This window comes from Rhodococcus sp. T7, assembly GCF_009872365.1.
Taxonomy (GTDB): Bacteria; Actinomycetota; Actinomycetes; order Mycobacteriales; family Mycobacteriaceae; genus Rhodococcus_F.
Window position 1 is genome coordinate 22,357 of sequence record NZ_WXYH01000309.1, and the last position, 23,352, is coordinate 45,708.

The window sequence follows — 23,352 nt, forward strand, 5'->3', positions numbered from 1 at the left end:
AGTGACGCGTGGCCGAGCGCCCGGCTGGGTGCTGTTTCGGGTGCCCGACTCGACATCTACTGAGTTTGGGTGTACTTTTGGACGTTGCGCTGGCTGCCTCCTGTCCACCTCTCGTCCGTACCGCTGCGAAGTGATTCACTCTTCAGCAACTGTGACGAGTTTCGTTCGGGTTGTGACCAGCGAAATTCGAAGCAGATACAGCGGCGGTCGCAACAGCAAGAGCGGCCCGCGTGAGGTGCTGGAAGGACGCATCTTGGCAGTCTCTAGCCAGACCAAGGCAGTTTCCGGAATCCCCGGAGCCCCGAAGAGGGTTTCGTTCGCAAAGATTCGCGAACCCCTCGAAGTTCCCGGGCTTCTTGATCTACAAACCGATTCGTTCGAGTGGTTGATCGGTGCGCAGAGCTGGCGCGAACGCGCCGCCGCTCGTGGCGACAGCGCAATCTCCGGCGGTCTCGAGGACATTCTCGCGGAGCTTTCCCCGATCGAGGATTTCTCGGGCTCGATGTCTCTGTCCTTCTCGGACCCGCGCTTCGACGAGGTGAAGGCCTCGACGGACGAGTGCAAAGACAAGGACATGACCTACGCGGCGCCTTTGTTCGTCACCGCGGAGTTCATCAACAACAACACCGGTGAGATCAAGAGCCAGACGGTCTTCATGGGCGACTTCCCGATGATGACCGACAAGGGCACGTTCATCATCAACGGCACCGAGCGTGTCGTGGTCTCGCAGCTGGTGCGTTCCCCCGGCGTCTACTTCGACCACTCCGTCGACAAGGGCACCGAGAAGGACCTGCACAGCGTCAAGGTCATCCCGGGCCGTGGTGCATGGCTCGAGTTCGACGTGGACAAGCGCGACACGGTCGGCGTCCGCATCGACCGCAAGCGCCGCCAGCCCGTCACCGTGCTGCTGAAGGCCCTCGGCTGGACCACCGAGCAGATCGCCGAGCGCTTCGGCTTCTCGGAGATCCTCATGGCGACCCTCGAGAAGGACAACACCGCAGGCACCGACGAGGCGCTGCTCGACATCTACCGCAAGCTGCGTCCGGGCGAGCCGCCGACCAAGGAGAGCGCGCAGACGCTCCTGGAGAACCTGTTCTTCAAGGACAAGCGCTACGACCTGGCTCGCGTGGGCCGCTACAAGATCAACAAGAAGCTGGGCCTGAACACCGGGCAGCCGATCGTCGCGTCGACCCTCACCGAGGAAGACATCGTCGCGACCATCGAGTACCTGGTGCGCCTGCACGCCGGCGACACCGAGATGACCGCCCCCGGCGGCGTCGCGGTGCCCGTCGAGGTCGACGACATCGACCACTTCGGCAACCGTCGCCTGCGCACGGTCGGTGAGCTCATCCAGAACCAGATCCGCGTGGGCCTGTCCCGCATGGAGCGCGTGGTTCGTGAGCGCATGACCACCCAGGACGTCGAGGCGATCACGCCGCAGACGCTGATCAACATCCGGCCCGTCGTGGCTGCGATCAAGGAGTTCTTCGGAACGTCCCAGCTGTCGCAGTTCATGGACCAGAACAACCCGCTGTCGGGGCTGACGCACAAGCGTCGTCTGTCCGCCCTCGGCCCGGGTGGTCTGTCCCGTGAGCGTGCCGGCCTCGAGGTGCGAGACGTTCACCCGTCGCACTACGGCCGCATGTGCCCGATCGAGACCCCCGAAGGTCCGAACATCGGTCTGATCGGTTCGCTGTCGGTGTACGCACGGGTCAACCCGTTCGGTTTCATCGAGACGCCGTACCGCAAGGTCGAGGGCGGCCAGGTCACCGACCAGGTCGACTACCTGACCGCGGACGAAGAGGACCGCCACGTCGTCGCACAGGCCAACTCGGCCGTCGACGCCAACGGTCACTTCACCGACGATCGCATTCTGGTCCGCCGTAAGGGCGGCGAGGTCGAGTTCGTCTCGTCCGCCGAGATCGACTACATGGACGTCTCGCCGCGGCAGATGGTGTCCGTCGCGACCGCGATGATCCCGTTCCTCGAGCACGACGACGCCAACCGTGCCCTGATGGGCGCGAACATGCAGCGTCAGGCGGTGCCGCTCGTTCGCAGCGAGGCCCCGCTGGTCGGTACCGGCATGGAGTTGCGTGCCGCCGTCGACGCGGGCGACGTCATCGTCACCGAGAAGACCGGTGTCGTCGAAGAGGTCTCCGCCGACTACGTCACGGTCATGGCCGACGACGGCAGCCGCAAGACCTACCGGATGCGCAAGTTCGCGCGTTCCAACCAGGGCACCTGCGCCAACCAGCGTCCGATCGTGGACGAGGGACAGCGTGTCGAGTCCGGACAGGTCCTCGCCGACGGCCCCTGCACCGAGAACGGTGAGATGGCGCTCGGCAAGAACCTGCTCGTCGCGATCATGCCGTGGGAAGGCCACAACTACGAGGACGCGATCATCCTGTCGCAGCGCCTCGTGGAAGAGGACGTCCTCACCTCGATCCACATCGAGGAGCACGAGATCGATGCCCGCGACACCAAGCTCGGTGCCGAGGAGATCACTCGCGACATCCCGAACGTCTCCGACGAGGTCCTCGCCGACCTCGACGAGCGCGGCATCATCCGTATCGGTGCCGAGGTTCGTGACGGCGACGTGCTGGTCGGAAAGGTCACGCCGAAGGGCGAGACCGAGCTGACCCCCGAGGAGCGCCTGCTGCGCGCCATCTTCGGTGAGAAGGCGCGCGAGGTTCGCGACACGTCGCTGAAGGTTCCCCACGGTGAGACCGGCAAGGTCATCGGCATCCGCGTGTTCTCGCGTGATGACGACGACGATCTGCCCCCCGGTGTCAACGAGCTGGTCCGCGTGTACGTGGCACAGAAGCGCAAGATCCAGGACGGCGACAAGCTCGCCGGCCGCCACGGCAACAAGGGTGTCATCGGCAAGATCCTCCCGCAGGAGGACATGCCGTTCCTGCCCGACGGCACCCCGGTCGACATCATCCTGAACACCCACGGTGTTCCGCGTCGTATGAACATCGGTCAGATCTTGGAGACCCACCTCGGGTGGATCGGCAAGACCGGCTGGAACGTTCAGGTCGCCGGCGACGGCTCCCGTCCCGATTGGGCGGAGTCGCTGCCGGAGGAGATGCTGTCGGCGCCTGCCGACTCCAACATCGCCACCCCCGTGTTCGACGGCGCCAAGGAAGACGAGCTCACCGGTCTCCTCGGTTCGACGCTGCCGAACCGCGACGGCGAGGTCATGGTCGCGTCCGACGGAAAGGCCACGTTGTTCGACGGCCGTTCCGGCGAGCCGTTCCCGTACCCGGTCTCGGTCGGCTACATGTACATCATCAAGCTGCACCACCTGGTCGACGACAAGATCCACGCTCGGTCGACCGGTCCGTACTCGATGATCACCCAGCAGCCGCTCGGCGGTAAGGCCCAGTTCGGTGGCCAGCGCTTCGGTGAGATGGAGTGCTGGGCGATGCAGGCCTACGGCGCGGCATACACGCTGCAGGAACTGCTCACCATCAAGTCGGACGACGTGGTGGGTCGAGTCAAGGTGTACGAGGCCATCGTCAAGGGCGAGAACATCCCCGAGCCGGGTATCCCCGAGTCGTTCAAGGTGCTCCTGAAGGAGCTCCAGTCGCTCTGCCTCAACGTGGAGGTGCTGTCCTCGGACGGCGCGGCCATCGCGATGGCGGACGGCGACGACGAGGACCTGGAGCGGGCCGCAGCGAACCTGGGCATCAACTTGTCCCGGAACGAGGCGGCGACGGTCGACGACCTCGCGAACTAGTTTTCGGTCCCCGGGTCGCGGAAATCCGTGACCCGGGGGCGTAGTTCACATTTGAATTGGCAGTCAGGAATCGGCGGGTGACCGTTGATCCACAATCCCTCTGGGGAAAGGAAGTTACGTGCTCGACGTCAACTTCTTCGATGAACTCCGCATTGGCCTCGCCAGTGCAGAGGACATCCGCAATTGGTCCTACGGCGAGGTCAAGAAGCCGGAGACCATCAACTACCGCACGCTGAAGCCCGAGAAGGACGGCCTCTTCTGCGAGAAGATCTTCGGCCCCACCCGGGACTGGGAGTGCTACTGCGGCAAGTACAAGCGTGTCCGCTTCAAGGGCATCATCTGTGAACGCTGCGGCGTCGAGGTGACCCGCGCCAAGGTTCGCCGTGAGCGCATGGGCCACATCGAACTGGCTGCCCCGGTCACCCACATCTGGTACTTCAAGGGCGTGCCCAGCCGTCTCGGCTACCTGCTCGACCTGGCGCCGAAGGATCTCGAGAAGATCATCTACTTCGCCGCGTACGTCATCGTCGGTGTCGACGAGGAACTGCGTCACAACGAGCTGTCCACGCTCGAAGCCGAGATGCAGGTCGAGAAGAAGACCGTCGCCGATCAGCGCGACGCCGACCTCGAGGCCCGCGCTCAGAAGCTCGAAGCCGACATCGCCGAGCTGGAGGCGGAGGGCGCCAAGTCCGACGTCCGCCGCAAGGTCAAGGACGGCGGCGAGCGCGAGATGCGTCAGCTCCGTGACCGCGCGCAGCGTGAGCTGGATCGTCTCGACGAGATCTGGACCACGTTCACCAAGCTCAGCGTCAAGCAGCTCATCGTCGACGAACTGCTGTACCGCGAGCTCGTCGACCGCTACGGCGAGTACTTCACGGGCGCGATGGGCGCCGAGTCGATCCAGAAGCTCATGGAGAGCTTCGACATCGACGCAGAGGCCGAGAACCTCCGCGAGACCATCCGCAGCGGCAAGGGGCAGAAGAAGCTCCGCGCGCTGAAGCGTCTCAAGGTCGTCGCCGCCTTCCAGGTCAACCAGAACTCGCCCATGGGCATGGTTCTCAACGCCGTCCCGGTGATCCCGCCGGAGCTGCGTCCGATGGTTCAGCTCGACGGTGGCCGCTTCGCCACCTCCGACCTGAACGACCTGTACCGCCGCGTCATCAACCGCAACAACCGCCTCAAGCGACTGATCGACCTCGGTGCCCCCGAGATCATCGTCAACAACGAGAAGCGGATGCTGCAGGAGTCCGTGGACGCGCTGTTCGACAACGGCCGTCGCGGCCGTCCCGTCACGGGTCCCGGTAACCGCCCGCTGAAGTCGCTGAGCGACCTGCTCAAGGGCAAGCAGGGTCGTTTCCGCCAGAACCTGCTCGGTAAGCGCGTCGACTACTCGGGTCGTTCCGTCATCGTCGTCGGCCCGCAGCTCAAGCTGCACCAGTGCGGTCTGCCGAAGCTGATGGCTCTCGAGCTGTTCAAGCCGTTCGTGATGAAGCGCCTGGTCGACCTGAACCACGCGCAGAACATCAAGTCCGCCAAGCGCATGGTGGAACGTCAGCGCGCACAGGTGTGGGACGTCCTCGAAGAGGTCATCGCCGAGCACCCCGTGCTGCTGAACCGTGCACCGACGCTGCACCGTCTGGGCATCCAGGCCTTCGAGCCGCAGCTGGTCGAGGGCAAGGCCATTCAGCTCCACCCGCTGGTGTGTGAGGCCTTCAACGCCGACTTCGACGGTGACCAGATGGCCGTGCACCTTCCGCTGTCCGCGGAGGCGCAGGCCGAGGCACGCATCCTGATGCTGTCGTCGAACAACATCCTGTCGCCCGCGTCGGGTCGACCGCTCGCCATGCCCCGTCTGGACATGGTCACCGGTCTGTACCACCTGACCCGGTTGGACGCGGGTGCCACCGGCGAGCTCGCAGCGTCGACGAACGACGAGGCGGAGCAGGGCGTGTACTCCTCGCCCGCCGAGGCTCAGATGGCCGTCGATCGTGGTGCGCTCGTCGTGCAGGCGAAGATCAAGGTGCGGCTCACGCAGCAGCGCCCGCCCCGTGACATCGAGGCGGACCTGTTCCCCGAGGGCTGGAACTACGGTGACGGCTGGACGGCGGAGACGACGCTGGGTCGCGTGCTCTTCAACGAGCTGCTCCCCGCGGACTACCCGTTCGTCAACGAGCAGATGCCGAAGAAGCGTCAGGCGACGATCATCAACGATCTCGCCGAGCGTTACCCCATGATCGTGGTCGCGCAGACCGTCGACAAGCTGAAGGACGCCGGCTTCTACTGGGCCACGCGTTCGGGTGTCACGGTCTCGATCTCCGACGTCCTCGTGCCGCCGGAGAAGGCTCAGATCATGGAGTCCTTCGAGGCTCAGGCCGATCAGATCGAGAAGAAGTACCAGCGTGGTGCTCTGAACAAGACCGAGCGCAACAGCGCCCTGGTCAAGATCTGGTCCGAGGCCACCGACGAGGTCGGTAAGGCCATGGAGGCCCACTTCCCCGACGACAACCCGATCCCGATGATCGTGAAGTCCGGCGCCGCCGGCAACATGACTCAGGTTCGCTCGCTCGCCGGCATGAAGGGTCTGGTGACCAACCCGAAGGGTGAGTTCATCCCGCGTCCGATCAAGTCTTCCTTCAAGGAAGGCCTGACCGTTCTCGAGTACTTCATCAACACGCACGGTGCCCGTAAGGGTCTGGCCGACACCGCGCTCCGCACCGCCGACTCGGGTTACCTGACCCGTCGTCTGGTGGACGTCTCGCAGGACGTCATCGTCCGCGAGGTCGACTGTGGAACCGAGCGCGGCATCGTCACCACGATCGCCGAGAAGCAGGCCGACGGATCGATGATCCGCGACGCCCACGTGGAGACGAGCACGTACGCCCGCACCCTGGCCGCCGACGCGGTCGACGAGAACGGCAACGTCATCGTCGAGCGTGGACACGACCTGGGCGACCCGGCCATCGACGCGCTGCTCGAAGCAGGCATCACGCAGGTCAAGGTCCGTTCGGTGCTCACCTGCACCACCGGCACCGGCGTCTGCGCCACCTGCTACGGCCGTTCCATGGCCACCGGCAAGCTCGTCGACATCGGTGAGGCCGTCGGTATCGTCGCCGCGCAGTCCATCGGTGAGCCCGGTACCCAGCTGACCATGCGTACGTTCCACCAGGGTGGTGTCGCCGGAGACGACATCACCGGTGGTCTGCCGCGTGTTCAGGAGCTGTTCGAGGCCCGCGTCCCCAAGGGCAAGGCCCCGATCGCCGACGTCAGCGGCCGTGTGCAGCTCGAGGACGGCGACCGCTTCTACAAGATCACCATCGTCCCGGACGACGGTGGCGAAGAGGTTGTCTACGACAAGCTCTCGAAGCGTCAGCGTCTGCGTGTCTTCAAGCACGACGACGGCTCCGAACGCCTTCTGGCCGACGGTGACCACGTCGAGGTCGGTCAGCAGCTCATGGAAGGTGCTGCCGATCCGCACGAGGTGCTGCGTGTCATGGGCCCCCGCCAGGTGCAGATCCACCTCGTCAACGAGGTCCAGGAGGTGTACCGGAGCCAGGGTGTGTCGATCCACGACAAGCACATCGAGGTCATCGTGCGCCAGATGCTGCGTCGCGTCACGATCATCGACTCGGGTGCGACGGAGTTCCTGCCCGGTTCGCTGACCGAGCGTGCCGACTTCGAGGCGGCCAACCGCCGGGTCGTCGCCGAGGGTCGCGAGCCGGCAGCCGGACGTCCGGTGCTGATGGGTATCACCAAGGCATCGCTGGCGACCGACTCGTGGCTGTCTGCGGCGTCGTTCCAGGAGACCACTCGCGTGCTGACCGATGCGGCGATCAACTGCCGCAGCGACAAGCTGATCGGTCTGAAGGAAAACGTGATCATCGGAAAGCTGATCCCTGCCGGTACCGGTATCAACCGTTACCGCAACATCCAGGTTCAGCCGACCGAAGAGGCCCGCGCTGCTGCGTACGCGGTTCCGTCGTACGACGACCAGTACTACAGCCCGGACGGCTTCGGCCAGAACACCGGTGCCGCCGTGCCGCTGGACGATTACGGTTTCAGCAACGATTACCGGTAGGCGCTCCGCGCCTGTGAGTGATTGACGAGTCTCCGGACTCGCCGAGCACTCACCAACGGACGAAGGCCCCACCCCTCTCTCTTCGGGGGTGGGGCCTTCATCTGTTTTCGGTGCCTCCACCTGTGTCGAGCCTTGTCGCCGGATGTTCGCCGTTGCTAGCGTCGAATGATGGCCCGGTCGAGGTTCGCCGTCGCGCTCGCACTCGCCGCCGTCGTGGGGGTCGCGACCTCCTGCACGGCCTCGGACACACAGCAGAGTGAGGCGACGTCGTCTGCGGCGCCGGCCTCGTCCAGGACCCCCGCGGTGATCACCCCGGTGGTCGCGGACGTGGTGGCCCCTCCGATCCCGGTGACGGGCAGCGACGGCCGTGTGCACCTGGCCTACGAACTGCGACTGACGAACACCGGATCGCAGCCGGCGACGATCACGTCGCTGCAGGTGAAGGGTGACGGCCGCACACTGGTGGATCTGAGCGGCGATGCGCTGACCCCGTGGTTCCAGGCCCTCGGCGGCGGCCCGAAGGCCGGCAACGTCCTCGCCCCGGGACAGCAGGGGCTGGTGTGGATCGACGCGACCCTCGACAGTCCCGACGACGTGCCGCGCAGCCTCGACCACGTCGTGAACGTCGACTTCCCGCAGGCGACATCGCTCGTGCCGAAGCAACTCGCCGAGAACGTGGCGGACACGAACGTCGACACCCGCGAGGCCGTCCGGATCCGCTCACCCCTCGACGGTCCGCGTTGGCTGGACGGCACCGGCTGCTGCACGGTCACCTCCCACCGCGCCGCCGTGCTGCCGATCAACGGCCGGATGCTGTCCGCCGAGCGTTTCGCGATCGATTTCGTCCAGCTCGACGAGCAGGGGCGCATCTACACCGGCGACCAAAAGCAGCTGTCGAGCTACGAGTACTACGGCGCACCGGTCCGCGCCGTGTCGGACGGCGAGATCATCGCCGTCGTGGGCAATCTGTCGGAACAGGTTCCGGGGGCCAGCCCGCAGGGACTGCCGCTCGACCAGTACGGCGGAAACCACGTCGTCCAGGCGATCGGGGACGGGCGGTTCGCGTTCTACGCGCACCTGCAGCCCGGCAGTGTGGACAACATCAGCGTCGGCCAGAACCTGCGCGCGGGCGAGCAGATCGGTTTACTCGGCAACAGCGGAAACACCGACGCGCCGCACCTGCATTTCCATGTGATGGACGGGCCGGACTTCCTGGCGTCGAACGGCATTCCGTTCGAGTTCGAGAACTTCGACCTCGACGGTCGGGTGACGGGGGAGAGCCTCGAGGCCGCAGCGACCGCAGGCGCCCCGGTCGTCGACGAGGCGGGGACGCAGACCGGATCGCGTTCCGACGAGATGCCGCTGTACCTCGACGTCGTGACGTTCCCCGGCAGCTAGCCGAGGAGCGTCGCCCCGAGCACGAACCGGCACTCTCCGGTGACGACTATCCTCGACCACACCTGTCCGATATGCGTGGTTCGCTGAACGGAGACGAGATGTCCGAGAAGAAGATCGATCGCGTCAAGGCCGAGTCGGCACTCGAAGTCGTGCGGGAAAGCCCGACGATCGCACTCATCACCGTCGCGCCGGCACTGGTCGTCTTCGGCGTGGTCTGGTGGCTGTTCGGATTCTGGTCCGCGCTGGTGCTGGTCCTGATCCTCGGTGTCGTCGCCGTCGTCGGCCGCAAGCTGTTCTGAGGCCGCTACCGCGGAACGTGGAACGCGGCGAGTGACGCCGCGCTCGACGTGAGTTCGTCCCAGTCGCACGGCACCGTGAGGACGGCGAGCGCCGACGTCGGGAACTTCTCCCGCATCCGGTTGGCGTCCCCGGTGTCGGGGTTGCCCGACAGATCCAGCGCCGTGGACGGCATGCCGGGGGCGTGCCCGACCACCAGCAGGGTGCGCACCGACGGTTCGATCCGCACGATCTCCGTCAGCACCTCCGACGGGTACGCGCCGTAGATTCCTCGGCGAACCGGGCGGGAGCACCGACCCGTGTCGCCTCCAGCGTTTCCCGGGTCCGCCGCGACGTCGAGCACAGCACCGCGTCGATCGGCGGCTGAGTGGACCGCAGCCACTCGCCGGCAAGGCCCGCCTGCGTGCGCCCACGCGGCGCCAGTGGCCGCTCGTGATCCGCGACCCCCTCCGGGTACGCCGACTTGCCGTGGCGCATGAGGATCAGAGTGCGAGTCCGCGACGGGCGGTGCGAGGCCATGGCCTAGACGTTAGCTCCCCACGCCGGCGCGTTCACTGTCGAGCTGGGCCATCTGCGCGGGCGCGTAGCGCTCCCCGGCGACAGCGGTGTCGGGGACCGCCGCGGCGATCGCCGCGAGGTCGCCGGCACCGAGACGGACGTCGAGCGCGCCGAGTGTCTCCGCGAGCCGGGCCACGGTACGCGCTCCGATCACGGGCACGATGTCGTCGCCCTGGGCGAGAACCCACGCGATCGCCAGCTGCGCGGCGCTCACCCCGTGCTGCGCGGCGACGGCGGCGAGTGAGTCGACGAGGGTGAGATTCTGCCGGAGGTTCTCACCCTGGAACCTGGGACTGTGCGCCCGGAAGTCGTCGGCCGCGAGCGCTTGACCCGTGCGCAGCGAATCGCTGAGCAGACCGCGGGAGAGCACGCCGTAGGCCGTGACGCCGATGCCGAGTTCCCGGCAGAGCGGCAGGATCTCGGCCTCGATGCCCCTGGAGACGAGCGAGTACTCGATCTGCAGGTCCGTGATCGGGTGCACCGCCGCCGCTCGGCGCAGGGTCTCGGGACCCACCTCGGACAGGCCGATGTGACGCACGTACCCGGCCTCGACGAGTTCGCCGATCGTGCCGACGGTGTCCTCGATCGGCACGTCGGGGTCGAGGCGGGCGGGGCGATAGATATCGATGTAGTCGACGCCGAGCCGCTGCAGTGAGTACGCGAGGAAATTCCGGATCGACTCGGGTCGCGTGTCGACACCGGCCCACGTGCCGCCGGGTCCGCGCAGCCCGCCGAACTTGACGCTGAGGATCACGTCCTCCCGTCGACGGCCGTGCAGGGCCCTGCCGATCAGGGACTCGTTGTGGCCCGACCCGTAGAAGTCGCCGGTGTCGACGAGGTCGATCCTGGCGTCGAGGGCCGCGTGGATCGTGGCGACGGACTCCGCGTCGTCCGACCTGCCGTACGTCCCGGACATTCCCATGGCGCCGAGGCCGAGCCGGCCGACGGCGGGACCGGTGGTTCCGAGTGCGGTGGTGCTGATCATGTTCTGCTCCGATGATCGCTGTGTGTTCCTGACCGACACCAGCGTCGCCGTCGGCGGGCCCGGCAACCAGAGACCGTTCATCGGGGGACCGGCGATCCCTGGCAGCGACCCGGCCGGTCCGGCACAGTTGATTCATGGACCGCTCCGAGCTGGCCGACTTCCTCCGCCGCCGCAGGGAACAGCTGGTGCCTGCGGACGTCGGCCTGGCGCCGGGAGTGCGGCGGCGGACGCCGGGACTGCGGCGTGACGAGGTGGCGCTGCTCGCGGGAATGTCCACCGACTACTACACGCGGCTCGAGCAGGCGCGCGGTCCGCACCCGTCGACGCAGGTCCTGGCGTCGATGGCGCGGGCTCTGCGGCTCACCGACGATCAGCGCGATCACCTGTATCTGCTGTCCGGGCAGGTGCCGCCCATGCGGGCCGCGGGCAACAAGCACGTCGGGCCGGGGTTGCTGCATCTGCTCGACAAACTCGACGACACCCCCGGCTGCGTCATCTCGGACCTCGGGGAAGTGCTGATCCAGAACCGGATGCACGTGATCCTGTTCGGCGACGCGACCCGGTATGCGGGACTCGACCGGTACATCACGTGGCGGTGGTTCGCGCACCCCGCCGAGCGCGGAATGTTCCCGGCTGACGATCACGATCGCCTCGCCGGACAGCACGTCGCGGATCTGCGGGCGACTGCCGCCCGGCGCGCGGGCGACGCCGACGTCGCCGAACTCGTCGCCCGGCTGTACGAGACGAGCACCGAGTTCGCGGCGCTCTGGGACCGGCACGACGTGGCCGTCCGCCGATCCGACACCAAGAGCGTGCTCCACGGCGAGGTCGGGCGCATCGACCTCGTGTGCGAGACGTTGCTGACGCAGGGCGCCTATCAGCACCTGCTCGTGTACATGCCGCAGCCGGGCTCGGATGCGCGGGCCAAGCTCGACCTGCTGCGGGTGATCGGCACCCAGCAGATGGTGTGATCAGGTGGTGAGCGGCCCGACGTGGGCCACCGCCCGGAGCGCGTCGTCGACCAGGAACCACACGGTCAGCGACGTGTCGTCCCGGCGCCTGCGCAGGGTGATCTTGTCGGTCGACACGATGGGGGCAAGGTATTCGAGCACCGCGCGGTGCGGGTTGTCGACGAGGCGGCCGCCGCCGGGATGCTCGTGGTCGGCGAGCAGTTCCTCGACCGCCTGCCAGTAGACGGCGTTGTTGACGTGGTCGAACGGGTCGATGTCGGTGCGGCGCAAGACGAATTCGCTGTCCTCGATCCCGTCCTCGTCGGCGGCAGGCGCGTTCTCGACGAGCCACCGTTTCCACTTCAGCCGGTGTTCCTCCGCGGATTCCCCGAGGCGTTCGATGAACCCGTCGTCGATGCGGGTGGGCATGCCCGTTTCGCCGCTGATGTGGATCCAGAACCCTTCGGTCTCGATCAGCGCGCCCCCTTCGCCCTGGATCTGCACGCGCATGTTCGTCCAGCGCGTCGAGAGAGCCGAACACCAGCGTCGGAGGTGGACGCGTTCGGGCCACACGGCGGGCCGCAGGACGTCGATGACGGTGCGCCGGACGATCCACAGGGGGTGGCTGTCGGCGGCGTCGACCGCGTCGAGGTTGTCCAGACCGGCGTCCTGCAGGTAGCGCGCGATGCCGTCGAGGCGGAGTCGTTTGGCGGCGTCGATGTCGCCGGTGCGGACCGGCCAGGAGGTCTCGAAGAAGCGGCCGCGTGAGGGCGGAGCGGCGAGGGGTCGGTCGAGTGCCAAGATGCGGTTCCTTCGCTCGTGGACGGGGGCCCTGATTCTCCCATCCGGCGCCGGTGCTTGTTTGCGGACGCGATTCTCAGTACAGTTCATATAACTGTTACTACGTGTAACACAAATGAGTTCGATGGTCCGGACAGGTGTGAGGAAACCGCAATGGCATATGTCATCACCCAGGCGTGCTGCAACGACGCGAGCTGCGTCTCCGCATGCCCCGTGAACTGCATCCACCCGACGCCGGAGGAGCGGGAATTCGCGCAGACCGAGATGCTGCACATCGACCCGGAAACGTGCATCGACTGCGGGGCCTGCGTCGATGCCTGTCCGGTCGACGCGATCTTCCCCGAAGACAAGCTCCTCGGCTCACTCACCCGCTACAAGGACATCAACGCCGAGTACTACACGACCAACCCCATGCCGACCGGGTGGATCCCGCTCACACCCGCGACCCCGCCGCGGCGCGACCTGGGCACGCTCCGGGTCGCCGTCGTGGGCGCCGGCCCGGCCGCCTGCTACGCCGCGGGTGAACTGCTCGAGCGTTCGGACGTCGAGGTCGAGATGTTCGAAAAGCTGCCGACGCCGTGGGGACTCGTTCGCGCCGGTGTCGCGCCCGACCATCCCGGCACCAAGGAGGTGACCCGGATGTTCGAATGGAGCCTCGACCGGCCGAACTTCGAGTTCCACCTCAACGTCGAGGTCGGCAAGCACGTCACCCACGACGAACTGCTCGAGAACCACCACGCCGTCATCTACGCAGTCGGCGCGTCGAGCGACCGGCGGCTGGGAATCCCGGGCGAGGATCTCCCCGGCGTGCACGCTGCCACGGAGTTCGTGGCCTGGTACAACGGCCACCCGGACTACGCAGGGCGCACGTTCGACCTGTCCGCGAAGCGCGCGGTGATCGTCGGCAACGGCAACGTCGCGCTCGACGTGGCCCGCATCCTCACGATGAACGTCGAAGAGTTGGAGCGGACGGACATCGCCGATCACGCCCTCGCCGCGCTGCGGCGCAGCAACATCGAGGAGGTCGTGCTCCTCGGCCGTCGCGGGCCGGCGCAGGCCGCGTACAGCAATCCGGAGTTCCTGGCGCTCGGCGACCTCGAGAACGTGGACCTCGTCATCGACGACGCGGACCTGGCCCTCGACCCGGCCAGCGCGGCCCTGCTCGACGATCCGGCGACCGCGATGAAGGTCCGGCTGGCGCGGGAGTTCGCGCAGCGCGCGCCCCGCCCCGGTCACAAGCGCATCGTGTTCCGCTACCTGACGTCGCCGATCGAGGTCACCGGCACCGGCAAGGCCGAGGCCCTGCGCTACGGGCGCAACGAACTGGTGGTCGACGAATCCGGCGCGCTGTCCGCCCGGGCCCGCGGCGACGAGGGCTCGCTGAACGCTTCGCTCGTGCTGCGCTCCATCGGGTACCGCGGCAATCCCGTCGGCGGCGTCGCCTTCGACGACAAGCGCGGCGTGATCCCCAACGAGCACGGCCGGGTCACCGACCGGGTGTACGTCACGGGGTGGATCAAGCGCGGTCCCAGCGGGGTCATCGGCACCAACAAGGCGTGTGCCAAGGAAACAGTCTCCTCGCTGCTCGCGGATTTCGAGGCCGGCAAACTCCTCGGCACGGTCGGCACCCGCAAGGACGTGAAGAAGCTCGTCGAGCGGCGCCAACCGGAGCAGATCGGCTTCGCCGGCTGGCGCGCCATCGACAAGGCGGAGACGTCCCGCGCCGCGGGATCGGCACGGCCGCGCGTGAAGATGACCGACAAGGCCGAGATGGTGACCGTCGCCCGCAGGCGGAAGCGGCTGTTCGCTCGTTGACGCCACCCGCCACCCTCGCGCGTCCAATGGTTCGAGCCGGCGGCGACGCATTCGACGAGGCCGTCTGGGTGCTGGCCCCGGAAGGGCGTCTGGTGATCGGTTTCGCCGGCGGTCGATTCCCGTGGTGAATGCGCTGGAAGAGGTGCACGCCGCGCTGATCCGGCACGTGGAGCGCGGACTGCGCCCGGTGGTCACGTCCCGGTACCCGCTGGAGCAGGCCGCGGATGCGCTGCGCGATCTCGACGCCGGTCTCGTGCAGGGCAAGGCGGTGCTCGTCCATGACTGAACCCGCAGGTAGTGAGCTCTTCTGGGGAATGTGATACCTGACACCATTTATTCGGTTGCGCCTTAGTTGCTCTTGGGCAATAGTTGCATGAGCGTTAGCATTGCAGGGTGCCCGACAATTCTCCTGATCTTCTCTTCGAACTACTCAACGATTTCTTCACCCAACTGTTGAGTGCGGGGGAGTCGGAGTCGATGGACAACCTCATCGAGCTGGACCTCACGTTTTCGCAGGTGCGCATGCTCTTCGCACTGGGCCAGCACGGTGAGCCACTTCCGATCAACGAAGTGGCCGAGCGGTTGCGGCTCTCGGTTGCCGCGGCGGGTCGAAATGTCGATCAACTCGTGAAGCTGGGTCTGGTCGTCCGCCGGGAGGACGAGCGCGACCGGCGGGTCAAACGGGTCTCTCTGTCGGAGGCTGGACATAAGGTCACCAACCAGCACATCGATTGCAAGCGTGATCAGTTGCGACGGTTCGCATGGCGGGTTCCGGAGAGCGAGCGGACTCGACTGATCGAGGCACTACAACCGATCCTCGCGGGGGAGTCCCTGCGAGAACTCAACCAGGAGATATTCGGATGACATCGCCGACCGCCGCGAACGCGGCGCCCGACAAGCTCGACGGCACGGTCCTCAAGATCGCGTCCGTGGTGGTGCTCGGTGCCATCATGTCGATCCTCGACGTGACCGTCGTCAGCGTCGCGCTGCCGACGTTCGCCACCGAGTTCGACACCACGTACGCCACGGTCGCATGGACGATGACCGCGTACACCCTCGCCCTGGCGACCGTCATCCCCGTCACCGGGTGGGCGGCCGACCGCTTCGGCACCAAACGCCTCTACATGACGGCCCTCGTGCTGTTCGTGCTCGGCTCGGTGTTGTGTAGTTTCGCGTGGGACATCACGTCGCTGATCGGCTTCCGCGTCCTGCAGGGGCTCGGCGGCGGCATGTTGATGCCGCTCGGCATGACGATCATGACGAAGGCGGCAGGCCCCGACCGCGTCGGCCGGGTCATGGCGGTTCTCGGTATCCCCATGCTGCTCGGGCCCATCGGTGGCCCGATCCTCGGTGGCTGGCTGATCGAGGCGGCGAGCTGGCACTGGATCTTCCTGATCAACGTGCCCATCGGCATCATCGCCCTGGCCGCCGCGTTCATCATCCTGCCGACCGACCAGGCCTCGCCGTCCGAGTCCTTCGACTTCCTCGGCATGCTGCTGCTCTCGCCGGGTCTGGCGCTGTTCCTGTTCGGTGTGTCGTCCATCCCGGAGGTGGGCACCGTCGCCTCGGCCCGCGTGCTCGTGCCCGGTGTGGTCGGCCTGGTCCTGATCGTCGCGTTCATCTTCCACGCGCTGCGCAAGGACCACCCGCTGATCGATCTGCACCTGTTCAAGAACCGGCAGTTGTCGGTCGCGGTCATCACGACTTCGTTGTTCATCGTCGCGTTCATGGGTGCCGGTCTGCTGTTCCCGAGCTACTTCATCCAGGTCGGCGGGCACACCACACTCGCGGCCGGTCTGCTGATGGCTCCGCAGGGTATCGGCGCGATGCTGACGATGCCGGTGGCCGGACGTCTCGTCGACAAGATGGGCCCCGGCAAGATCGTGCTGACGGGTCTGCCGCTGATCCTCATCGGCCTGGGCGTCTTCACGCAGGTGGCGTCGGATTCGCCGACGTGGCTGCTGATGGGTGCGCTGTTCGTGATGGGCATGGGCATGGGCTGCACCATGATGCCGCTGATGACCGCGGCGATCGTGACGCTGTCCAACGATCAGGTCGCGCGTGGTTCCACGCTGATGAACATCGTCCAGCAGACCTCGGGTTCGATCGGTACCGCCGTCATGTCGGTGGTCCTCACCAACCAGTTGCTCGATCGCGGTCTCGACAGCCAGACGGTCGCGATGCAGCACGTGCCGGAGGTCGCCGCACAGGAGCCTCCCGGAATGGTGGACCAGGTCCTGAGCCAGGCCGCCGACGCGTTCGGCAACACGTTCCTGGTCGCCACCGTGCTGATCGCTTTGACGCTCATCCCGGCGTTCATGCTGCCGCGGAAGAAGTCGGTCAACCCGCATCTCGAGGCCGAGGGTGCCCCGACGGTCATGATGCACTGATCGGATTCGTCCGGTCCGAACGTTGCCGAGGGCGGCAAGCGCACTGCGCTTGCCGCCCTCGGCCGTTTCCGGAATAGGCAGAAGTGGTTGAATGTTGCAATAGGTTCATGCAAATGCATGGAGTTCTGACGCGAGAGGAACAGCTATGCAGTTCGGAATCTTCACCGTCGGCGACGTCACGGCCGATCCCACCACCGGCCGCACCCCCACCGAGCACGAACGCATCAAGGCGATGACGACCATCGCCAAGCACGCCGAGGACGTCGGGCTCGACGTGTTCGCCACCGGCGAGCACCACAACCCGCCGTTCGTGCCGTCGTCACCCACCACCATGCTGGGCTACCTCGCCGCGCAGACCGAGAAGATCATCCTGTCCACGTCCACGACGCTGATCACCACCAACGACCCGGTGAAGATCGCCGAGGACTACGCGATGCTGCAGCACCTCGCGGACGGCCGGGTGGATCTGATGATGGGCCGCGGAAACACGGCGCCCGTCTACCCGTGGTTCGGCCAGGACATCCGGCAGGGCATCCCGCTGGCGCTCGAGCACTACCGGTTGCTGCGCAGGCTGTGGGACGAGGACGTCGTGGACTGGCAGGGGCAGTTCCGCACCCCGCTGCAGGGATTCACGTCCACGCCGCGCCCGCTCGACGGCATCCCGCCGTTCGTCTGGCACGGGTCGATCCGCAGCCCGGAGATCGCCGAGATCGCGGCATTTCACGGCGACGGCTTCTTCGCCAACAACATCTTCTGGCCCAAGGAGCACTACATCGCCCTGATCAACCTCTACCGCGAGCGGTACGAGCACTACGGCCACGGCCGCGCGGACCAGGCGATCGTCGGATTGGGCGGGCAGGTGTTCATGCGCCGCAACGCCAAGGACGCCGTCGACGAGTTCCGGCCCTACTTCGACAACGCCCCGGTCTACGGCCACGGGCCGAGCCTCGAGGACTTCACCGACCAGACCCCGTTGACCGTCGGCACCCCGGAGCAGGTGATCGAGAAGACCCTGACGTTCGCCGACTTCTTCGGCGACTACCAGCGGCAGTTGTTCCTCGTCGACCACGCGGGACTTCCCCTGAAGACGGTGCTGGAGCAGTTGGACCTGCTAGGCGGCGAGGTCGTGCCCGTGCTGCGCAAGGAGTTCGCCGCCCGGCGGCCTGCCGGGGTGCCGGACAACCCGCCGACGCACGCGTCGTTGAAGTCCGATCGTGAGCCGGTCGATGCCGCCCGTCAGTAGGACCGAGCGGGCGGCCGAGGCGTGGGAGGCGCTGTTCCGCGCACAGGTCGCGGTGATGCGGAACCTCGCCGCCGACGACGTGTGGGACGAGCTGAGCATGCGCGAATACGACGTGCTGTTCACGCTCGGCCGGGCGCCCGGACGCCGACTGCGCCTGCACGACCTCAATCGGGAGATCCTGCTCAGTCAGCCGTCGCTGAGCAGGCTCGTCGAGCGGCTGGCCGGCTCCGGGTACGTCACCAGGGAGGGCGATCCCGGCGACCGCCGCGGGACCGTCGTCGCACTGACCGCGGAGGGTGCGCGGGTGCAGAAGTCCGTCGGACGCAGGCATGCGGCGAGCATTCGGCGGCACGTCGGCCCGGCACTGTCCGAGGACGAACTCGACACGCTCACCGAACTCTGCGCGAAACTGCGCGGCGCACAGGACTGACGAAAGGCACGATGGAGCAGTGAGCAATCTGGAGACGAACACGGTGGAAGAGCGGTGCGAGTCGCACCCCGACGGCGGCGGCATCCAGGTGCTCGGCGCGCGCGAGGTCCCGCTCGGCGGCCCCCGCGCGATGCCGGTCCGGCGCACCCTCCCGCAGCGGGACCGTTCGCTGATCGGAGCCTGGTGCTTCGCCGACCACTACGGTCCGGACGACGTCGCTAAGACGGGCGGGATGAACGTGCCGCCGCACCCGCACACCGGACTGCAGACGGTGAGCTGGCTGTTCACCGGCGAGATCGAACACCGCGACAGCATCGGCTCGCACGCGATGGTGCGTCCCGGTGAGGTCAACCTGATGACTGCGGGCCGGGGGATCGCGCACTCCGAGGTCTCGACACCGCAGACGCGGATCCTGCACGGCGCGCAACTGTGGGTGGCGTTGCCGGCGTCGGCGCAGGATGCGGAGCCGGCGTTCGAGACGTACGCGCCCGACCCGGTCGTCCGGGGCGGGGCAACCGTGCGGGTGTTCCTCGGAAGCACGGTGGGCTCCACGTCGCCGGTGCGCACGTTCACGCCGCTGCTCGGTGCGGAAATCCTGCTGGAGCCGGGTGCCGACATCACCCTCGACATCGAGCGCGGCTTCGAGGTGGGGGTGCTCGTGGACGAGGGCGAGGTGCAGCTGCGCGGGACCACGCTGAAGTGGGCGGAACTCGGCTATCAGCCGCCCGGCGAGGCGCTGGTGGTGCTGCGCAACACGGGCGGAACCCGGGCGCGGCTGCTGGTGCTCGGCGGCGAGCCGCTCGGCGAGCAGGTGATCATGTGGTGGAACTTCCTGGGCCGCAGCCACGAGGACATCGTCGGCTACCGCCGCGAGTGGCAGTCCGAACTCCGGGGCGCGGCGCCCGCCGACCCCCGGTTCGGCACGGTCGAGGGCTACGACGGCGATCCGCTGCCCGCCCCGGAACTGCCGAACAGCCGCCTGAAACCGCGCGGCTGAGAGGCCCCGGCCGGATCAGTAGCTGGTCAGCGACGTGTTGGCGCCGCACAGCACTACACAGAGCGGCTTGTCGCCGGTGGGGCGGAGCTGTCCGGTGACGATCGCGGCGAGCGCCGCTGCGGTGCCGTGCTCGACGACGATCCGGAACTCCTCCCACAGCAGCGTTCTCGCGTCGATCAGGGCGTCGTCGTCGACGATCAGGCTGGAGACGGGCCGCGACCGGACCGTTTCCCAGGCGATGGACCCGATCCGGGTGGCGCCGAGGGAGTCGCCGGCGATGCTGTCGATGTCGATGTCCGCGGGTTGCCGGGCGGCGACCGCGGAGTGCAGCGTCGCCGCTCCGCTCGGTTCCACGCCGAAGATGAGGTCGTCCTCGCCGCTGCCGGCGATGACACCGGACAGCAGTCCGCCGCCGCCGACGGCGATCACGTAGGACAGCGGCTCGGCGACGTCGTCCTGGATCTCGAGTGCGATGGTGCCCGCCCCGGCGACGATGTCGGGGAGATCGTAGGCGTGCAGGGCAAGGGCATTCGCGGACGACGCGAGTTCCTTCGCGTACTCGGCCGCCTCGGCGTACCGGTCGCCGACCTTGCGCACGTCCGCGCCCAGTGCGATCAGCTTGTCGATCTTGACGTCGGGTGCCGTGACCGGGACGACGACGGTGCACTTCACACCCCGGAGCCGCGACGCCCAGGCCGCGCCGATGGCGGCGTTCCCGCCGGACGCGATGACGACGCCTGCGTCGTCGAGGCGTCCGTCCTCCTCGGCATGCAGCAGCGCGTTGAGACTGCCGCGCACCTTGAACGAGCCGCCGTACTGCAGGAATTCGAGTTTGAAGATCACCGGCACGGCGCCGTGGACGGTGGGCACGGTGGTGCGGAATGTGGGTGTTCTGCGGATCAGGCCGGTGATGCGCTCACGCGCCCTGTCCACGGATGCGCGATCGACGGAGTCAGCCATGGTGTCATCGTTTCATCCCGTGCGGCCGCGGCTACCGCGGCTGCTTGACGGTTGCCGTGCCCTGGGCGGCGGCGCACAGTACCTCCGAGCCGTCCTCCTGCACCGCGTAGATGTCGCACCGGCACAGCGCCTGGCGGCGAGTGGATGCGTCGGCGCGGGCGTCCGCCCGGAGCAGCACGCCCTGGGCGGGCCGGAGGTAGGTGATCGTGAAGCCCGCGGTCATGATGTTCGCGCCGAGGACCGTGCCTGCGGCGAACGTCAGGGCGTTGTCGGCCGCGTACGACAGGACACCGCCGTGCACGAAGCCGTTCTGTTGCCGCAGTTCGTCCCGGACGGGGATCTCGAGGGTGGTGCCGCCCTCGCCGAACTGCGTCATCCGTGCGCCGACGAGCACGCTGAACGGCTGGGCCTCCAGCACGGCCTGCGCGGTGTCGGCGGTGAGTGCGACGTCGACTGTCATCCCTCTACTCCTGATTCCGTAGCGAGTCCCACGCGGCGCGTGCCAGTTCGGGCGCGACCGCGGTGGGATCGGTGGTCATGGCGCCCGCGAGCCATTGGCGCGAGTACTCCTGAGCCGGGCCGAGCCACAACGCATAGAGCACGTCGAAGTCGAACCGGCGGACCGTTCCGTAGTGTTCGTGGACTCGCCACCAGTGGGTGACGTCGCGGAAGAACGCCGCATTGGTGGTGTCGGCCCGCTCGTCGAGGCCCGGGGGGCGGGGCGCGGCGAGGATGGTGGCCCGCTGTGGGTTGCCGGAGACCCAGTGCAGGTGGCGGACGACGGCACCTTCCACCCCGGACCGGGCATCGGCGCATTCCGCGAGTGCGGCCCGGAATCCGGCCTGGTAGTCGGCGAGCGCTCGCAACCAGACCTGCAGGTACAGCTCTTCCTTGTTCGGGAAGTGGTGGTAGACGGCTCCCACGCTGACCCCGGCCTCCTGCCGGATGTCCGCCAACCGGGTGCCGAGGACGCCGCGGCGGGCGAAATGGCCCTCCGCCACATCCAGCAACAGACTTTGAATCGGCACATACCGAATATAGTTCGGTCCCGGTCGCGGGGACAGTGAGTTCGGAGGATTCCGGCGAAGGGCGACGTCGTTCCTGGGACGATGAGGACGTGCGCACTCCGCGACAGCCCCGACGGATCACGCCCCGGACGGGACGTCTGGTGTCCCCACCGACCCGCCCGCTGCGACGTCCCGGTCCGCCGCCGTCGCTGCTCCACGAGTTCGAGCGCGCCGGCCTCCTCGACGGGCTCAGCGGGCCGGACCGGTCCGCGCGCATGGGGGTGCTGAACACTCTCATCGAGGACGGGGCCTCGATCGACGACCTACGCGGCGCCGCGCGGGGCGATCGCCTCGCGCACCTGCTGCTCGATCACGCGCTGTCGCCGAAAGGCAGGTACAGCATCGACGACATCGCCCGGAAGGTGGGCGTGACCGTCGACGACGCCCGCCGGTGGTTCCGGGCCATCGGCCGGGGTGCGTCGGCGGATGGCACGTTCTACGACGACGGCGACCTCGACCTGGCGCGCGGACTCGAGCAGTACCGGGATCTGGGGCTCGACGAGAGCGCCATCTTCGCGGCGGCCCGGGTCCTCGGCCGAAACCTCTGGACGGTCGCCGGCGCCGCGGACTCTCTCCTGCAGGAGAGACTCGAGGCGACGCGCGAGCACCCCGAGGTGGCCCTGCGGTATGCGGTGGAGATGCGCCGCATCGTGGATTTCGAGGCGCAGATCCTGGCTCATCTCATCGCCACCGCTCTGCGGCATCAACTGCGGTCCGATGCGGTGGGGATCGCGGGCGACTCGAACCTCCAGGTGCGGGGAGCGCAGGAGGTCGGGGTCTGTTTCGCGGACCTCGCCGGATTCACGCTGCTCGGGGAGCAGGCGGAGCCCGCCGATCTGGGCCGGGTGGCCGAGCGCCTCGACCGGGTGGCCACCGATCTGGTGTCGCCCCCGGTGCGTCTGGTGAAGACGATCGGGGACGCCGTCATGATGGTCTCGCCCGATCCCAACGCGCTGGCCCACGTCGCGCTCGACCTCGTGCAGGCCGCGCGCGCCGAGGGGCTTCCGCAGTTGCGGGCCGGGATCGCCTGGGGCACGGCGGTACCGAGTGCAGGCGACTGGTTCGGCAGGCCCGTCGCCATGGCCGGTCGCGTCGTCACGGTGGCGCCGTCCCAGGAGGTCGTCGTGACGGGGGAGTTCTACGACGAACTGGACAGCGACGAGTTCTGGGGCGAACCGGCGGGCAGTCACCGGCTCGAGGGTATCGACGCACCCCAGAAGCTTTTCGGGATCGGCCGCCGGTCCGTGGCCTGAACGGCGCGCCGCCGGAAAACGTGTCGTACCCTCGCGATACGGTCATGGCACAGCTCACAGAAGCACATCGAGCGAGGCACAACATGACTGGCGATTCGGGCGCAGACTGGAATTTCTACGCGGTGGTGGAGACCGCGGTGGACGGCGGTCACACGCTCGCCGCGTTCGGGCCGAGGCCGACGGCGCTCGACGCCCTCCGCCTGGCCGTCCATTCGGTCAACCACACCGCGTATTCGGTTCTCGAACAGGGGATTGCGGGCGATCCGCGGGCCGACGCGAGCGTGGTCGAGCGGTTGCCGATCACGTCGTTCACCATCCGGCGGCACCGCCGCAGCACGAGTGAACTCGACGCCCGCTGGATGCTGAACGGCGGCAGGCATCACCGGTAGGG

The 23,352-nt window shown here is 67.5% G+C and carries 20 protein-coding genes and 1 pseudogene; 14 read left to right on the forward strand and 7 right to left on the reverse strand.

All coding sequences use genetic code 11. From position 1 onward, the window contains the following. Positions 1–235: 235 nt before the first annotated feature. Both rpoB and MLGJGCBP_RS24265 read left to right on the forward strand, forming a co-directional pair. Complete coding sequence (rpoB, locus tag MLGJGCBP_RS24260) at positions 236–3,742, forward strand: DNA-directed RNA polymerase subunit beta (RefSeq protein ID WP_087557291.1); 3,507 nt, start codon at positions 236–238, stop codon at positions 3,740–3,742. Between the two features lie 118 nt (positions 3,743–3,860). Continuing rightward, complete coding sequence (locus MLGJGCBP_RS24265) at positions 3,861–7,817, forward strand: DNA-directed RNA polymerase subunit beta' (RefSeq protein WP_087557054.1); 3,957 nt, start codon at positions 3,861–3,863, stop codon at positions 7,815–7,817. 155 nt (positions 7,818–7,972) lie between these two features. Here MLGJGCBP_RS24265 and MLGJGCBP_RS52015 read toward each other — a convergent pair whose 3' ends face one another. Further along, entirely contained in the window at positions 7,973–8,128 is a 156-nt protein-coding gene (locus MLGJGCBP_RS52015; protein ID WP_236581338.1) for a hypothetical protein, read from the reverse strand. On the opposite strand from MLGJGCBP_RS52015, the gene MLGJGCBP_RS24270 reads away from it, so the two are divergent. Then, a complete protein-coding gene (locus tag MLGJGCBP_RS24270) occupies positions 8,121–9,215 on the forward strand; it encodes a M23 family metallopeptidase (RefSeq protein ID WP_236581339.1) in 1,095 nt (364 codons plus the stop codon). The genes MLGJGCBP_RS52015 and MLGJGCBP_RS24270 overlap by 8 nt on opposite strands. Positions 9,216–9,313: 98 nt before the next feature. Beyond that, the gene (locus MLGJGCBP_RS24275; RefSeq protein WP_043826362.1) at positions 9,314–9,514 is read left to right on the forward strand and encodes a hypothetical protein; all 201 of its coding nucleotides are present in this window, start codon (positions 9,314–9,316) and stop codon (positions 9,512–9,514) included. A 5-nt stretch (positions 9,515–9,519) separates the two neighbouring features. Here the strand turns inward: MLGJGCBP_RS24275 and MLGJGCBP_RS24280 are convergent. After that, a pseudogene (locus MLGJGCBP_RS24280) lies at positions 9,520–10,031 on the reverse strand (SixA phosphatase family protein). 10 nt (positions 10,032–10,041) lie between these two features. Next, the gene (locus tag MLGJGCBP_RS24285; protein ID WP_160098666.1) at positions 10,042–11,055 is read right to left on the reverse strand and encodes an aldo/keto reductase; all 1,014 of its coding nucleotides are present in this window, start codon (positions 11,053–11,055) and stop codon (positions 10,042–10,044) included. Between the two features lie 134 nt (positions 11,056–11,189). On the opposite strand from MLGJGCBP_RS24285, the gene MLGJGCBP_RS24290 reads away from it, so the two are divergent. Next, positions 11,190–12,026 carry a helix-turn-helix transcriptional regulator gene (locus MLGJGCBP_RS24290; RefSeq protein WP_087557057.1) on the forward strand — a complete coding sequence of 279 codons (837 nt, stop codon included), beginning with the start codon at positions 11,190–11,192 and terminating at the stop codon, positions 12,024–12,026. On the opposite strand, the gene MLGJGCBP_RS24295 is transcribed toward MLGJGCBP_RS24290, so the two are convergent. Then, positions 12,027–12,806: an acyl-[acyl-carrier-protein] thioesterase gene (locus MLGJGCBP_RS24295; protein ID WP_160098668.1), complete on the reverse strand. Its 780-nt coding sequence runs from the start codon at positions 12,804–12,806 to the stop codon at positions 12,027–12,029. It lies immediately after the preceding gene. 153 nt (positions 12,807–12,959) lie between these two features. On the opposite strand from MLGJGCBP_RS24295, the gene MLGJGCBP_RS24300 reads away from it, so the two are divergent. The 7 genes from MLGJGCBP_RS24300 (at position 12,960) to MLGJGCBP_RS24330 (ending at position 19,681) form a co-directional block, all read left to right on the forward strand. Beyond that, complete coding sequence (locus tag MLGJGCBP_RS24300; protein ID WP_160098670.1) at positions 12,960–14,621, forward strand: FAD-dependent oxidoreductase; 1,662 nt, start codon at positions 12,960–12,962, stop codon at positions 14,619–14,621. 124 nt (positions 14,622–14,745) lie between these two features. Further along, a complete protein-coding gene (locus MLGJGCBP_RS24305; RefSeq protein WP_236581340.1) occupies positions 14,746–14,907 on the forward strand; it encodes a zinc-binding dehydrogenase in 162 nt (53 codons plus the stop codon). A 107-nt stretch (positions 14,908–15,014) separates the two neighbouring features. Next, positions 15,015–15,485: a MarR family winged helix-turn-helix transcriptional regulator gene (locus MLGJGCBP_RS24310; RefSeq protein ID WP_087557060.1), complete on the forward strand. Its 471-nt coding sequence runs from the start codon at positions 15,015–15,017 to the stop codon at positions 15,483–15,485. Beyond that, entirely contained in the window at positions 15,482–17,011 is a 1,530-nt protein-coding gene (locus MLGJGCBP_RS24315; protein WP_160098672.1) for a DHA2 family efflux MFS transporter permease subunit, read from the forward strand. The genes MLGJGCBP_RS24310 and MLGJGCBP_RS24315 overlap by 4 nt, the downstream gene beginning before the upstream one ends. A gap of 145 nt (positions 17,012–17,156) precedes the next feature. Continuing rightward, the gene (locus MLGJGCBP_RS24320) at positions 17,157–18,254 is read left to right on the forward strand and encodes an LLM class flavin-dependent oxidoreductase (RefSeq protein WP_087557062.1); all 1,098 of its coding nucleotides are present in this window, start codon (positions 17,157–17,159) and stop codon (positions 18,252–18,254) included. Continuing rightward, complete coding sequence (locus MLGJGCBP_RS24325) at positions 18,238–18,684, forward strand: MarR family winged helix-turn-helix transcriptional regulator (RefSeq protein WP_087557063.1); 447 nt, start codon at positions 18,238–18,240, stop codon at positions 18,682–18,684. Before MLGJGCBP_RS24320 ends, MLGJGCBP_RS24325 begins: the two co-directional genes overlap by 17 nt. A gap of 19 nt (positions 18,685–18,703) precedes the next feature. Further along, the gene (locus tag MLGJGCBP_RS24330) at positions 18,704–19,681 is read left to right on the forward strand and encodes a pirin family protein (RefSeq protein WP_087557064.1); all 978 of its coding nucleotides are present in this window, start codon (positions 18,704–18,706) and stop codon (positions 19,679–19,681) included. Between the two features lie 15 nt (positions 19,682–19,696). On the opposite strand, the gene MLGJGCBP_RS24335 is transcribed toward MLGJGCBP_RS24330, so the two are convergent. From MLGJGCBP_RS24335 to MLGJGCBP_RS24345, 3 genes are read right to left on the reverse strand one after another with little or no spacing between them, the layout of a single operon-like run. Then, the gene (locus MLGJGCBP_RS24335; protein ID WP_160098674.1) at positions 19,697–20,641 is read right to left on the reverse strand and encodes a serine/threonine dehydratase; all 945 of its coding nucleotides are present in this window, start codon (positions 20,639–20,641) and stop codon (positions 19,697–19,699) included. 31 nt (positions 20,642–20,672) lie between these two features. Beyond that, positions 20,673–21,101, reverse strand: a complete 429-nt coding sequence (locus MLGJGCBP_RS24340) for a PaaI family thioesterase (protein ID WP_072940095.1) — start codon at positions 21,099–21,101, stop codon at positions 20,673–20,675. A gap of 4 nt (positions 21,102–21,105) precedes the next feature. Beyond that, complete coding sequence (locus tag MLGJGCBP_RS24345; protein WP_160098676.1) at positions 21,106–21,669, reverse strand: TetR/AcrR family transcriptional regulator; 564 nt, start codon at positions 21,667–21,669, stop codon at positions 21,106–21,108. 89 nt (positions 21,670–21,758) lie between these two features. Here MLGJGCBP_RS24345 and MLGJGCBP_RS24350 point away from each other — a divergent pair, with 89 nt between their 5' ends. Both MLGJGCBP_RS24350 and MLGJGCBP_RS24355 read left to right on the forward strand, forming a co-directional pair. Then, entirely contained in the window at positions 21,759–22,961 is a 1,203-nt protein-coding gene (locus tag MLGJGCBP_RS24350; RefSeq protein WP_087557068.1) for an adenylate/guanylate cyclase domain-containing protein, read from the forward strand. Between the two features lie 83 nt (positions 22,962–23,044). Next, positions 23,045–23,350, forward strand: a complete 306-nt coding sequence (locus tag MLGJGCBP_RS24355) for a hypothetical protein (RefSeq protein ID WP_087557069.1) — start codon at positions 23,045–23,047, stop codon at positions 23,348–23,350. The last annotated feature ends 2 nt before the right edge of the window (positions 23,351–23,352 follow it).